Origin of the sequence: Sphingomonas sp. MM-1 (assembly GCF_000347675.2) — a bacterium.
Taxonomy (GTDB): domain Bacteria; phylum Pseudomonadota; class Alphaproteobacteria; order Sphingomonadales; family Sphingomonadaceae; genus Sphingomonas_E; species Sphingomonas_E fennica.
In genome coordinates, this window is record NC_020561.1 from 3568620 (window position 1) to 3582218 (window position 13599).

Genomic DNA, 13599 nt, shown 5'->3' on the forward strand with positions numbered 1-13599 from the left:
ATAGCATGGCCGGGCATCAGAAAACCTTGCGGAACGTCAGGTTGTAGCGCGCCCGGCCGGTCAGTGGATGCGCGCCGTCCGCCACCGGCTCCACACCATGGAAGGCGAACCGCGCCGGCCCGCCCCATACGGTCACATCGCCGTGGACGATCCTGATCCGGCGCGGCCGGTCGCTCCTTTTCTCGCCGCCCCACAGGAAGGTGGCGGGCAATCCCAGCGAGACGGAGACGATCGGCGCCGCCCGGTCCCGCTCGTCGCGATCCTGATGCAGCGACAGCCGCGCGCCGGGCTCGTATCGGTTGATCAGGCAGGCATCCGGCACGAACCCGGCAAAGCCCGCCGCCGCCGCGGCCCGGATGGCGAGATCGGTGAAGATATCCGGCATGGCCGGCCAGCGCCGCCCGCTTTCCGGGTCGATCGGATCGTAGCGATAGCCCCGCCGATCGCTGACCCAGCCGACGCCGCCGCAATTGCTCATCGCCACCGACATCCGCCGGCCGCCGGGCGTGACGAGGTGACGCGGCGGGGCGTCCGCCAGCACGCCCTCGATCGCGGCAAGCAGATCCCGGTCCATGTCGCGGGCGAATCCGCCCAGCACCATCGCGCCGGGGCTTAGCGCCTGATCGCGCGGCTCGGCGTCGAACAGGTCGGTGCCGGCCGACATCTCCTCAGGCCGCGTCATGCAGGATGATCCCCAGCATGTGCCGCCGGCCGCTGCGAACGCTGCTGACGCCGTGGCGCATCGTGACGCGATAGTCGCCCCGGCCGCCCGCGATCGGCCGCTGGTTCACCGCGAAGACCACCGCATCGCCCTGCGCCAGCGGCACCACCTCGACCCGCGATTGCATGCGCGGCCGCTGCTCGGTCAGCACGAACTCACCGCCGGTGAAGTCCGCGCCCGGCGCCGAAAGCAGGATCGCCGCCTGCAGCGGAAACACATGTTCGCCATAGAGGTCCTGATGCAGGCAATTATGATCGCCCGGCCCATAGCGCAGCATCAGCGGCGTGGGCCGCGCCTGCCCCGCGGCGTGGCAGTGGGCGAGGAAATCGCGATGCTCCTCCGGGAAGCGCGCCGCCAGCCCCATCCGTTCCTGCCAGCGATTGGCGATGGGCGCGAGCAGGCGATAGAAGGCTGCGCGCAGCGTTTCGACCAGCGGGGGCAGGGGATAAGCGAAATAGCGATATTCGCCCCGGCCGAAGCCGTGCCGCGCCATCGTCACCGTGCTGCGGAAGCCGGCCGGCCGGTCATACAGCCCCGCCATGTCCGCGCAGCCGGCTGGATCGAGCAGGCCGGGCAGCAATGCCCAGCCGCCGCCGTCCAGCCCGGCGGCGATCGCCTGCCTGTCGATGGCCTCGATCCGATGCCTTGTCATGTCCCGTCGTTCCATCGGCCTTCCCTGGCGGGAACGCGGCAGGCCCGCATCCCGCCGCTTGCGATCAAAGCACGAAGGCGAGCTGCGCCTGGGCGGCCGACTGCTCATCCTCGAAATTGGAGAGGGTGACGCCCAGCAGCCGCACGCTCTTCACCAGCGGGAAGATGGTGCGGACCAGATCGACGCTGACGGCATGCAGCATCGCCTGGCTGTCGATCGTGGCGGGAAGGGTGCGGCTGCGGGTGATCTGCTGGAAATCGGCATATTTCACCTTCACCGTCACCGTCCGTGCGGCGGCCCGCGTGCGTTCGCACCAGCCCCACACCTCGTCCGCCATGGCGCGGACGCCATTTTCCACCGCCTCCGCCGTGGCGAGATCCTCGAAATAGGTGGTTTCCGATCCGCTGGATTTGCGCGGCCGGTCTGGCGTCACCGGCCGATCGTCGATCCCGCGCGCGATCGCATGATACCAGGCGCCCGACTTGCCGAAATGCCGGCGGAGCCATTCCGCGTCCTTCGCCCGCAGGTCCGCGCCGGTATGGATGCCGAAACGGTTGAGCTTTTCGGCTGTGCGCGGGCCGATGCCGTGGAAGCGGCCGACCTCCAGCCCGGCGACGAAGGCCTCGCCCTGCGCCGGGGTGATGACGCACTGGCCGTTGGGCTTGTTCTGGTCCGAAGCCAGCTTGGCGAGGAACTTGTTGTAGGAGATGCCGGCCGATGCGGTGAGCCCGGTTTCCGCCAGGATGCGGGCGCGGATGGCTTCCGCCGTGGCGGTGGCGGAAGGCAGCTGCTGGCGGTTGGCCGTCACGTCCAGATAGGCTTCGTCCAGCGAAAGCGGCTCCACCAGATCGCTATATTCGGCGAAAATCTCCCGAATTTGCCGCGAAACGGCCTTGTAGACATCGAAGCGCGGGCGGACGAACACCAGCTCCGGGCATTTGCGCGTCGCCGTGACCGAAGGCATCGCCGATCGCACGCCATAGCGCCGCGCCTCATAGCTGGCGGCCGCCACCACGCCCCGCGCGCTGGAACCGCCCACCGCCACCGGCCTGCCGCGCAGTTCCGGGGAATCGCGCTGCTCCACCGAGGCGTAGAAGGCGTCCATGTCGATGTGGATGATCTTGCGCGTCACTGCTGGCCGTTCCGGCTGGCCCATGGCTTCCCTTTTGGAACATCATAGGAACAAAGGGCCTTCGAGTCACCCCGACAAAGGGCTTTCGTCGAAGGAAATGGCATTTTCGTCGTATGCCCTTGCGCGTTCGCAGTCCCGAAATGCGTGCTCGTCGCGCGGGCGTGGCCGCCTTTCCGGCGATGCGGCACGAGGCATGATGGCCCGAATAACGGGCAAAGGTCGCCAAAACAGGGGGTTGGGAATGGAGTGGATGCTGCTGCCGCTCAAACGTTATGCCGATTTCAACGGTCGTTCGAGCCGCAGGGAATTCTGGATGTTCGCCGCCCTCCACGCCCTTGTCGCCTTGCTCTTCTATGTTCCGCTGTCGGGCATTTTCTTCCGGGGGATGGCCGGCGTCCTGCCGGCTACGCTCGGGGTGATTGTGCCGCTGCTGGGCCTCTATGTGGCGGTGATGTTCGTGCCGGGGCTGGCCGTGCAGGTCCGTCGCTTCCACGATCTGGGGCGTCCGGGCTGGATGGTGCTGATCGGTTTCGTGCCCGTCGTCGGCGTCTTCGCCATCCTCTATTTCATGTGCCTGCCGGGGACGAGCGGACCCAATCGTTACGGTGCCGATCCCGTGGCGGAAGACGTGGCGATCCGGCCTTGAAGCCGGCTTCCCGCATGTCGCGGCTTCACCCATAAATTGTGCCCGGTTAGCCGCCGGGCCACAAGCTGTTGCGAGACTATCCCCAGATTTGTCGATCACGGCCCACTTTCCGGGTAGCCATGCCGGGGCCGATTGAATAGGCTGCCTTCATGTTCGGAAAGGGTGCCGCAGCGTTCGATCCGGTTAGCCGTTCGGCGTCGGATCAGGCGGCCCGGAACTGGCGGGGCCGATCTATGGATAAGGGTGCGGGGATGCCCGCGATTGTCGGGAATATGGGCACAGGCCGGAAGGCGAATCAGCGATGACCGCGCCGGGCTGGACCCTGATCGTGCCGATCGCCGTGTTCAACATCGTGATCGGCCTGTGGACGCTGCGTGACGCCGCGCGCCACAATCACTATATAAAGAGCCGCATCGGCGCGAACGACCCGCTGTTCGAGGAACATAGCCGCCACCCCGATTTTCCGGGGCTGAAGGAAGTGAGCTCCGCCCGCGCCAAGGGCATCATCCTGCTGCTGTCCGGCGTGGTGCTGCTGATGCTGCTCTATCTGCCCTGGGCCGGATGACGGCGGCCCACGAATTCCGCGCCGAGGCGCCGGCCATTGCCGGTCCCTCGGCGGACCAAGCCATTACCGCCCGGCCCGGCCGGGACTGACGAAGGGACGAAGACCATGCCTCTCCTCCAGGCCTCCCGCACCTACAAGCCCTTCGAATATCCGTGGGCGTTCGAATATTGGAAGCGCCAGCAGCAGCTCCACTGGCTGCCGGAGGAGGTGCCGCTGGGCGAGGATTGCCGCGACTGGGCGCAGAAGCTCGACCAGTCGGAACGCAACCTGCTGACGCAGATCTTCCGCTTCTTCACCCAGGCCGATGTCGAGGTGCAGGATTGCTACCACGACAAATATGGCCGCGTGTTCAAGCCGACCGAGATCAAGATGATGCTGACCGCGTTCAGCAACATGGAGACGGTGCACATCGCCGCCTACAGCCATCTGCTCGATACGATCGGCATGCCGGAAACCGAATATTCGGCCTTCCTCCAATATAAGGAGATGAAGGACAAGCACGACTATCTGTCCCAGTTCGGCGTCGACACGGACGAGGACATCGCCCGCACGCTCGCCATGTTCGGCGGCTTCACCGAAGGGCTGCAACTGTTCGCCAGCTTCGCGATGCTGATGAACTTCCCGCGCTTCAACAAGATGAAGGGCATGGGCCAGATCGTGTCGTGGAGCGTGCGCGACGAGAGCCTGCACTGCGACGGCATCATCCGCCTGTTCCACGCCTTCGTGAAGGAACGGAACTGCCTGACGCCGGCGGTGCGCGACGACATTCTCGACCAGTGCCAGAAGACGGTGCGACTGGAGGACGCCTTCATCGACCTGGTGTTCGAAATGGGGCCGGTGCCCGGCATGACGCCCAAGGACATCAAGAAATATGTCCGCTACATCGCCGACTGGCGGCTGGGGCAGCTCGGCTTCAAGCCGATCTACATGATCGACGAGCATCCGCTGCCGTGGCTCGCCCCGCTGCTGAACGGCGTGGAGCACGCCAATTTCTTCGAAACCCGCGCCACCGAATATTCCAAGGCCGCGACGCGCGGCAATTGGGGCGAGGTATGGGACGCCTTCGATCGCCGCAAGGCCGCGCATAACGGGCCGGCCGCCAATGAGGATGCCGGCGGCGAGGACATGTTCAGCCGCGCCGGGGTGGCCGCGGAATAAGGGATGGAAAGGGCCGGCGGCGGTTCGACCGCCGGCCTTCCGTTTCAGCCGCGCCGGGGTGGCCGCGGAATAAGGGATGGAAAGGGCCGGCGGCGGTTCGGCCGCCGGCCTTCCGTTTCAGCCGCGCGGGCGGCTCCGCGCATAGGCCTGGGTGCCCTGCGTCAGCACCCTGTCCTCGGCCAGCACCGTTTCGGGATCGAGATCCTCCATCCCCTCCAGCTCGGCATAGAGCGGGGCGAAATCCGTCTCCAGCGTGCAGCGCAGCAGCTCCTCGAAGCTCGGGATGACGAAATAGGTCTGCTGATAATCGTCGATGCGGTAGCGGGTGCGCATCACGCGCCGGAGATCGAAGGCGATGCGGTTGGGGCTGGGATCGTCGAGCGCGAACAGGCTTTCGCCCCGGCTGGATACGATGCCCGATCCGTAGATGCGGAGCGCGCCTTCCTCCTCCACCAGCCCGAATTCCACCGTATACCAATAGAGCCGCGCCAGCTTGTGCAGCGCGCCGAAGCCCAGCGATCTGAGGCCGCCCTGGCCATAAGCCTGCATATAATCGGCGAAAACCGGATCGGCGAGCATCGGCACATGGCCGAACACGTCGTGAAACACGTCCGGTTCCTGGAGGTAATCGAGCTGGTCGGCGCGGCGGATGAAATTGCCGGCGACGAAACGGCGGTGGGCGAGATGGTCGAAGAATATGTCGTCGGGCACCAGCCCCGGCACGGCGACCACGCGCCAGCCGGTGGCGGCCATCAATCGTTCGGAAAGCTCCTCGAAATTGGGGATGCCCGGGCGCGACAGCCTGAGCACGTCCAGCCCCCGCAGCCACGCCTTGGAGGCGCGTCCGGGCAGCAATCTTGCCTGGCGTTCGAACAGCGTGTCCCACACCGCATGTTCCTGCGGCGTGAAGCGTTCCCAGTTCTGATCAATCGTCCAGTCGGCGGCGGCGCCCTCCGGCGGGCGTTCCAGCGTTAGTTCCATGGGCCCGAGTGTAGCAGCCTCGGGCGGCGAGGGGAAATGGCGGCCCGGATCATGGGGGTGGCCTTCATGGCGGCATGACGGGCGGCGCCGGGCGGGCTTATGATCGGGCTCGCCTGGCGGGAGGCCCTGATGATAACGGTCCACCATCTCGAAAATTCGCGATCCCACCGCATCCTCTGGCTGATGGAGGAACTGGGGCTCGATTATGCGATCGAACGCTATAAGCGGCGCGACCGGCTGTTTTCTCCGCCGGAATATGAACGGCTGCACGGGCTCGGCAAGGCGCCGGTCATCACCGACGGGGGCAGGGTGGTCGCCGAATCGGGGGCGATCATCGAATATGTGATCGAGGTGCACGGCGGCGGGCGGCTGCGGCCGCCGGTCGGCAGCGACGATTGGGTGCGCTATCTCCAATGGATGCACCTGATCGAGGGATCGGTGATGCTGCCCTATATCATGGGCATCTACCTCGAGATGCTGGGGCCGGCCGGCGCGCCGATCCATGAACGCATCCATGGCGAGATCGATCGCCATTTCGGCTTCATGGAGCGGGAGCTTTCCGGCCGGGACCATGTGGTGGGCGATGCGCTGACGGGCGCGGACATCCAGGCCGCCTTCGTGATGGAGGCGGCGTCGCTGCGCGGCATGCTCGATCCCTATCCCGCGCTCCGCCGCTATCTGGCGCTGATGCAGGCCCGCCCGGCCTACCGGCGGGCGCTGGAGAAAGGCGGGGCGCACGACCTGGACGATCTGCGCAAAGGCTGGCAGGGCCGGGACTGAACCCCGGCCCCGCGCACCCGCGTCAGGCTTCGGCCTTCCAGCGCAACTGCCGTTCCTTCAGCGCCAGGAACAGGGCCATGGCGAAGGCGAAGCTGGTGACGGCGCTCATCGGGAACCAGATCCAGTTCCATTTCATGCCGGCGCGCCGCCCGTCCACGATCGTCCAGGGGATGAACAGCACGGCATTGGCGAACAGCAGGTCCTGCCCGCCGGAGGCGGACGCCGGATTGACGAACAGCAGCCGCACCCAATTGGCCCAGGTCGCCTCGTCGCCATATTCGCGCATGAAGCGGAAGTTGAAATACCAGCCGACCAGCAGGGCCGCGATCGCGATCAGGTAATAAAAGCCCTCCAGCGCGGAAACGCCGCCCGCCCGGCGCGAAAGGAGGTGGCGGTTGGGATAGATGGTAAGCGCAATCGCCACGAGGCCGATCGCGACGTAGAACAGCTCCTTCATCGTCATGGCATGTCTCCCCCCGGCCGGTTCGGACGACCGGCCTTATCCGAGGCTATGGGAGAAAACGGGGCAGCGCCAGCACGGGCGTGGGGCAGGGGCGGACGTCGATGCGGGCGCTTAGAAGGCAGTTGTTCGAGTTTGGCCCCATCACGGACACCGCCCCATCGCCACCTGAACGTGTTTCAGGCGCCATCTTTCCAAACCGAGCTTGGTGTGCGTCGATGGATGGATGCTGAAACAAGTTCAGCATGACGGATGGGGGCCGCCGGCCTTTCGCTTATCCGCCTTCCAAAGGGCGCGACATTGCGCCGCGACCTATCCCGCTGCCGCCACGATCGCCTGCCATTCGGCCTCGTCGATCACGCGGATGCCGAGTTCGGCGGCTTTCTTGAGCTTGGAACCCGCGCCGGGGCCGGCCACCACCAGATCGGTCTTGCTGGAAACCGATCCCGCCGTCTTCGCGCCCAGCGCCTCGGCCTGGGCCTTGGCTTCGTCGCGCGACATGGTTTCGAGGCTGCCAGTGAACACCACCGTCTTGCCGCTGACCTCCGAGGCGCGGGTCTGGTGGATCACGGGCTCGATCGTCACCTGCGCCAGCAGATCGGCCAGCACCTCCTGATTGTGGGGCTCATCGAAGAAATCGACCAGCGCCTGCGCCACCTCCGGCCCGACGCCGGCCGTCTCGACGATGGCGGCAAGTTCCTTGGCGGTGCGGGCGCGGAACTTCTCGTCGGTCTCGCCCACCGCCTGCACCAGCTCCGCGCGGCGGGCGCGGGCGGCGTCGATCATCGCCGTCAGCGCCTCCCAGGTGGAATAGCGCCGGGCAAGATCGCGCGCCGTCACCTCGCCGACATGGCGGATGCCCAGCGCGAAGAGGAGGCGATCGAGCGGCGGCGTCCGGCGCGCATCGATCGCGCGGATCAGATTGTCCACCGAGGTTTCGGCCCAGCGCTCGCGCGCGATCAGCGCCTCGCGCCTTTCGTGGAGGCGGTAGATGTCGGCGGGCGAATGGATCAGGCCGTCCCGGAAGAAGGCCTCGATATGGGTGAGGCCCAGCCCCTCGATGTCCAGCGCATGGCGGCTCACGAAATGGCGCAGCCGCTCGACGCGCTGGGCGGGGCAGATGAGGCCGCCGGTGCAGCGCCAGTCGACCTCGCCTTCCTCGCGCGCCAAAGCCGATCCGCATTCGGCGCATTGGGTGGGGAAGTGCCATGGCGCGCGCGGCTCCTCGCGCGTCAGGTTGGCGACGATCTGGGGGATCACGTCGCCGGCGCGCTGCACCACCACGCGGTCGCCGGGGCGCACGCCCAGCCGCTCGATCTCGTCGGCATTGTGGAGCGTGGCATTGGTGACGACCACGCCGCCCACCGTCACCGGCTCCAGCCGGGCGACAGGCGTGATCTTGCCGGTGCGGCCCACCTGCGTGTCGATCGCGCGCAGCGTCGTCTGCGCCTGTTCGGCGGGGAATTTGTGGGCGATGGCCCAGCGCGGCGCGCGGGCGACGAAGCCCAGCCGTTCCTGCAGGTCGAGCCGATCGACCTTGTAGACCACGCCGTCGATGTCGAAGGGCAGATCGGCGCGTTCCGTCTCGATCGCGCGATAATGGGCGAGCATCGCCGCCACGCTATCGACCAGCACGAGCGCGTCGGAAACCGGCAGGCCCCAGCCGGCGATCGCGCGCATCACGCCATATTGGCTGTCGGCGGGCAGGGCCGAGACCTCGCCCCAGCCATGGGCCAGGAAGCGCAGCGGCCGGGCGGCGGTGACGGCGGCATCCTTCTGGCGGAGCGATCCGGCGGCGGCGTTGCGCGGGTTGGCGAACTGGCGGGCCTTTTCCGGGTCGGGCGCCTCGGCCAGCAGGCGGGCGTTGAGCGCCCGGAAATCGGCCTTGGCCATGTAGACTTCGCCCCGCACCTCGAACAGGTCGGGCGCGCCGGCCGGCAGGCGGTGCGGGATATCGGCGATGGTGAGCACGTTGGGGGTCACATCCTCGCCCACCTGGCCGTCGCCGCGCGTGGCGGCCTGGACGAGGCGGCCGTTTTCGTAGCGGATCGAGCAGGAAAGGCCGTCGATCTTCGGTTCGGCCGTCATCGCCACGGGAACGTCGTCCGCCAGCCGCAGGAAGCGGCGGATACGCTCGACGAACTCGGCCACGTCCTCGTCGGCGAAGGCATTGTCGAGGCTGAGCATCGCTTTGGCATGCGTCACCTTGGCGAGCGGCCCGCTCGGCGTGGAACCTACCGCGCGCGAGGGCGAATCGGCCCGCACCAGATGCGGGAAGGCCGCCTCGATCGCATTATTCTCGCGCACCAGCGCGTCGAATTCGGCGTCGGAAATCTCGGGCGCGTCATTGTCGTGATAGAGCGCATTGTGGCGGGCGATCTCGGCAGCCAGCCATGCCAGCCGCTCGGCAGCGGCGAGCGCATCGGTCGGGAACGGGGGCGTCGTCATGGCCCTGCGCTAGAACATTTCGGGAGTCGGAGGGAGCCGGTTTTTGGGCGCCGGCATGGGCGCGCGCGGCTTCGTCGATGAAAGCGTCGATTTCGTCGTTTCGCCGGAACATCCATCGCGCCGCCGCGCGGGGCGGTCGCGGGTGCGGGGCGATGCGGCGCGCGCCTGCCTATGGCTGCCCCCGCGCCGGACGGGAATCGATCGGCATGGCGGCGATCCCGCGGGGAAGCGGGGGCCGGGCCGGGAACAGGCCATGCCCAAGCCGCGACGGGCACGTGCCTGAAAACCGGAATCACATTGGGAAGGACATAGAATGACCAGCAATCATGTTCGCACCGCGGCCACCTGGTTCGCCGCCCTGTTCACGACCAGCCTGTTCGTGACGGCCGCGACATCCTTCGCGCAGGGGCCGCTGCACCAGATGCTCTGATGCGATATGCGCCGCCCGGCGCCGGCGTGGGGCCGGCCCCGGGCGCGCGAACCCCGTTCCCTCAGTTCAGGCCGAGCGCGGAATCCACGACCTGCGAATAGCTTGGCCCCACCTGCACCTCGGCCCCGTCCTCCAGCACCAGCGCGATCGAACGGTTGGCGCGGCGCACCTCCATCACCCTTTCCGGCCGCACGAAGGCCGAACGGTGGACGCGGATCAGGCCGCTGCCGGCCAGCTTCTCCTCCAGCGCGCTCATCGTCGTCCGCAGCATGTGGCTGCGCATCTCGGTATGCAGCAGCACATAATCGCGCGCGGCCTCGATCCAGTTGATCGTCTCCAGCGGCACGCGGCGCTGGCCGTGGCGCTCGGGAATCCAGAAGGCGGCGTCGTCCCGCGATTCCGCCGCGCTGGAACGGAGCGTCTGCACCTGCTCCTCCAGCACGTCCACGCGCTCCGCCTGTTCCCTCAGCACGCGCCGCCGCCGCGCGCGCTCCACCGCCTGGCGCAGGCGATCGAAGCGGATCGGCTTCAGCACATAATCGGCGGCATCCACGTCGAAGGCATCGGGGGCATAATGTTCGTGCGCGGTGACGAACACGATCTCCGGCCGCGGATCGACATCGATGTCGGCGGCCGTGCGCAGCCCGTTGCGGCCGGGCATCTGGATATCGAGGATGACGAGATCCGGCTTCAGCGTGACGATCGCTTCCAGCGCTTCCTCGCCGGTCATCGCCTGGCCGACGACTTCGGCGCCGTCGACATTGGCGAACAGCGCCTTCAGGCGATCGAGGGCAAGCACCTCATCATCGACCAGCAGCACGCGCATTATACCGTCCACCCCCAACACATCGCCCCCACACGCCGATTCCGCCCATATCAGAAATGCGGCTTCCCCGCATCAGCGCGGAAGGGGCAATCCCTGTTGGCGGTGCAGCAGGGCGGCCACGACATCCTTGTCGATCGGCAGGCAGATGCGGGCCAGGAAGCCCGCGCCCACCGGCTCCGCCACCAGGCTCGCCCGTTCCCCGTAAAGCGCCGCCAGCCGCCGCCGCACGTTGCGCAGGCCGACGCCGGTGGCCGTCGATTTCACCGAAGGCAGGCCCGCGCCGCCATCATTGGTGATGACGATGCAGAGATCGCCTTCGTCCACCACCGCGTCGATCGCGATCGTCACCGGCTGGGCGGAACGGGCCACGCCATATTTCACCGCATTCTCCACCAGCGGCTGGATAAGGAGGCCCGGCACATGGACGGCGCGGGCTTCCGGCGTGCAGCTAATCTCCACGCGCAGCCGCTCGCCGAAGCGGACGGCCTCGATCGAGAGATAATCGGCCATCAGGTCCAGCTCTTCCTCCAGCGGGACCAGCTCGGTCGGATTGCAGGCGAGCGAGGCGCGCAGGAAGCTGGAGAGCTTGTCGGTCATCTCCTCCGCATCCTCGTTCCGGCGCGTCACGATCAGCGAGGAGATGGCGTTCAGCGTGTTGAACAGGAAATGCGGGTTGAGCTGGAGCCGCAGCGCCTCCAGCTCCGCCTGCCGCGCGGCGGTCTCAGCGGCGGCGAGCTGGCGTTCGCGGGTCAGCGAACGGCGGCGGGAGAAGGAGAACTGGAACAGCGCGACATTGACCGAGAAGACGCAGAGATAGTTGAGCAGCGATTGCGAGGCGCGCTTGAAATCGACCGGGATCGCCAGCCAGTTGCCGCCGAGATTGCGGGCGCCCCAATCCGTGAACTTCAGATCGAAGATGGTGCTGGCCAGCGCCATGCCGATCGTGGCGGCGACCATCAGCACTAGACGCGGGCCGCCCTGCCAGTCCGCCGTGCCGCGAAACAATATGAACAGGAGCAGCCCGAGGCCGATCGAAAGGCAGACGGTGGAGGAATCGATCGCCACGCCCACCCAGTCCCCCGGATGGCGCGCGATGATGCCCGGCATGAAGACGAGCAGCATGAACAGCCATAGCCCGATCGTGAGCGGCACGGCATCGGCCCATCGCGCATCGGATTTCGCGGCTGGCATGAACGTGGTGACCCCCCGGTGGGTATGCGAGCCGTTCTGCCCCAAAATCACGCTTTCGTCACGCAGTGCGAGTTCCATGCCGGGGGTTTTTGGCAGTCCGGCAGCAACTGGCCACATCAGCGGGACGAAATTGACGGTCCGCGCGACGAATCTGCGCTCCTGCGGACCCTGGCCATCATGGTCGCGCGGGCGGGAGCCCTCGCCGCAGCGGCCGTGCGATCGCCGCCGCCGGGGTTAGGACTATCGCCATGCATCGCCGTCGCGGTGCATCGGCGCGGATGTATCGCGCCGCCAGTTGCGGAGCGTATCATGGAAACGAGCAGGACGGTGGGTGGCCGTCTGCGCCGTTCCGGCCGGCTTGTTCGCTGGCTGGCGGCGGCGGGCGCCACCGCAATGACGACGCTGGCCCTGGCGGGCGAGCCGATGACGATGGGCGCCGGCCCGGCCGAGGCATCGACCGCCGCGCCGGCGGCGATGGCGGCGGCCCCCACCCCCGCGGAACGGTGGCGGCCCACCGATGTCGCGGCCTTGCTGGAGGAAATCGACGCGGCGCCCGGCGAAGGGCTGGATGCCGCGCCCTATGGCGGCGACGCGATAAGGCGGGAAATGGCGAGCGGGCAGGGCGGTGCGGCGCTGGATGCGCTCGCGGATGCCGCCGCGCTCAGGCTTGCCGGGGACTATCTCAACGGCCGGGTCGCCGATCGGGCCGGGTTCGACTGGCATATCGAGCGGACGGATGCCGATCCCGCCCGCCTGCAGGCCGGCCTGCGCCAGGCGCTCGCCGCCGGGCAGGTGCGGCCGTGGCTGCGGTCGCTGCTGCCGGCCGATCCGCGCTATGCCGCGCTGCGCGAGGCGCTGGCGGCGACGCCGCCTGCGGATGCCGGCCGGCGCGACCGGCTGGCGGCCAACATGGAACGCTGGCGCTGGCTGCCGCGCGATCTGGGCGCCGATCACATCTATGTGAACGTGCCGAGCTACACGCTCGACCTCGTCGACGATGGGAAGCCGGTGTCGAGCTACACCGTCGTCGTCGGGGCGCCGGCCACGCCCACGCCGCAGATCGCGATGGCGGCAAGCTCCGTCGTGGTGAACCCCTGGTGGAACGTGCCGGCCAGCATCATCCGCTCGTCGCGGCTGCGGCCGGGGGCGGTCAATCCGGCGAGGGGTTATGAATTCTATCCGGTCGGCGGCGGGCGTTATGCGGTGCGCCAGCGGCCGGGGCCGGGCAATGCGCTGGGCCGCATCAAGATCGACATGCCCAATGCCCATGCGATCTACCTGCACGACACCCCGGCCAAGGCCTATTTCGACAAGCCTTCCCGGGCATTCAGCCATGGCTGCATCCGGGTGAAGGATATCGATCGGCTGGCCGAGGAGATGGTGCGCCTGGATCATGGCCGCACCGCCGATATCGAGCGGGGCCTCGCCGGGCGGACGACCACGACTGTGAAGCTCGACACAGCCCGGCCGGTCTGGCTGGTCTATTTCACGGCCCAGGCCGGGCCGGACGGCAAGGTCGCCATGCTGGAGGATCCCTATAATCGAGACCCCCGATTGATCGCACGCCTCAACGGTCCGATGCGGCTCGCATCGCGCTGACAGGGCGTCC

General features: G+C 67.6%; 13 protein-coding genes. 5 read left to right on the top strand and 8 right to left on the bottom strand.

What is annotated here, in order from left to right; translation table 11 throughout:
- Nucleotides 1-16: 16 nt before the first annotated feature.
- The 3 genes from alkB to dinB form a co-directional block, all read right to left on the bottom strand.
- Entirely contained in the window at nt 17-682 is a 666-nt protein-coding gene (alkB, locus tag G432_RS16945) for a DNA oxidative demethylase AlkB (RefSeq protein ID WP_015460046.1), read from the bottom strand.
- Nucleotides 669-1373: a 2OG-Fe(II) oxygenase gene (locus tag G432_RS16950; protein WP_015460047.1), complete on the bottom strand. Its 705-nt coding sequence runs from the start codon at nt 1371-1373 to the stop codon at nt 669-671. Before G432_RS16950 ends, alkB begins: the two co-directional genes overlap by 14 nt.
- 64 nt (nt 1374-1437) lie before the next feature.
- Nucleotides 1438-2529 (bottom strand): DNA polymerase IV, encoded by a 1092-nt coding sequence (gene dinB / locus G432_RS16955; protein ID WP_015460048.1) that lies wholly within the window; start codon nt 2527-2529, stop codon nt 1438-1440.
- A gap of 217 nt (nt 2530-2746) precedes the next feature.
- On the opposite strand from dinB, the gene G432_RS16960 reads away from it, so the two are divergent.
- The 3 genes from G432_RS16960 to G432_RS16970 all read left to right on the top strand — a co-directional run bounded on the left by G432_RS16960 (nt 2747) and on the right by G432_RS16970 (nt 4874).
- The gene (locus tag G432_RS16960; protein ID WP_015460049.1) at nt 2747-3151 is read left to right on the top strand and encodes a DUF805 domain-containing protein; all 405 of its coding nucleotides are present in this window, start codon (nt 2747-2749) and stop codon (nt 3149-3151) included.
- A gap of 301 nt (nt 3152-3452) precedes the next feature.
- Nucleotides 3453-3716: a hypothetical protein gene (locus G432_RS16965; RefSeq protein WP_015460050.1), complete on the top strand. Its 264-nt coding sequence runs from the start codon at nt 3453-3455 to the stop codon at nt 3714-3716.
- 105 nt (nt 3717-3821) lie between these two features.
- On the top strand, nt 3822-4874 hold the full coding sequence (locus tag G432_RS16970; RefSeq protein WP_015460051.1) for a ribonucleotide-diphosphate reductase subunit beta: 1053 nt from the start codon (nt 3822-3824) through the stop codon (nt 4872-4874).
- Between the two features lie 117 nt (nt 4875-4991).
- Here G432_RS16970 and phhA read toward each other — a convergent pair whose 3' ends face one another.
- Nucleotides 4992-5855 (bottom strand): phenylalanine 4-monooxygenase, encoded by an 864-nt coding sequence (gene phhA, locus G432_RS16975; RefSeq protein ID WP_015460052.1) that lies wholly within the window; start codon nt 5853-5855, stop codon nt 4992-4994.
- Between the two features lie 129 nt (nt 5856-5984).
- On the opposite strand from phhA, the gene G432_RS16980 reads away from it, so the two are divergent.
- A complete protein-coding gene (locus tag G432_RS16980) occupies nt 5985-6635 on the top strand; it encodes a glutathione S-transferase family protein (protein ID WP_051128854.1) in 651 nt (216 codons plus the stop codon).
- A 22-nt stretch (nt 6636-6657) separates the two neighbouring features.
- Here the strand turns inward: G432_RS16980 and G432_RS16985 are convergent, their stop codons facing one another.
- The 4 genes from G432_RS16985 to G432_RS17005 all read right to left on the bottom strand — a co-directional run bounded on the left by G432_RS16985 (nt 6658) and on the right by G432_RS17005 (nt 12068).
- Nucleotides 6658-7098: a DUF2834 domain-containing protein gene (locus tag G432_RS16985; protein ID WP_015460054.1), complete on the bottom strand. Its 441-nt coding sequence runs from the start codon at nt 7096-7098 to the stop codon at nt 6658-6660.
- Nucleotides 7099-7407: 309 nt separating this feature from the next.
- Entirely contained in the window at nt 7408-9543 is a 2136-nt protein-coding gene (ligA, locus tag G432_RS16990; RefSeq protein WP_015460055.1) for an NAD-dependent DNA ligase LigA, read from the bottom strand.
- Between the two features lie 491 nt (nt 9544-10034).
- Complete coding sequence (locus G432_RS17000) at nt 10035-10799, bottom strand: LytR/AlgR family response regulator transcription factor (protein WP_015460057.1); 765 nt, start codon at nt 10797-10799, stop codon at nt 10035-10037.
- A gap of 72 nt (nt 10800-10871) precedes the next feature.
- Nucleotides 10872-12068 carry a sensor histidine kinase gene (locus tag G432_RS17005; protein WP_015460058.1) on the bottom strand — a complete coding sequence of 399 codons (1197 nt, stop codon included), beginning with the start codon at nt 12066-12068 and terminating at the stop codon, nt 10872-10874.
- Between the two features lie 231 nt (nt 12069-12299).
- On the opposite strand from G432_RS17005, the gene G432_RS17010 reads away from it, so the two are divergent.
- Nucleotides 12300-13589 carry a L,D-transpeptidase family protein gene (locus G432_RS17010; RefSeq protein WP_015460059.1) on the top strand — a complete coding sequence of 430 codons (1290 nt, stop codon included), beginning with the start codon at nt 12300-12302 and terminating at the stop codon, nt 13587-13589.
- The last annotated feature ends 10 nt before the right edge of the window (nt 13590-13599 follow it).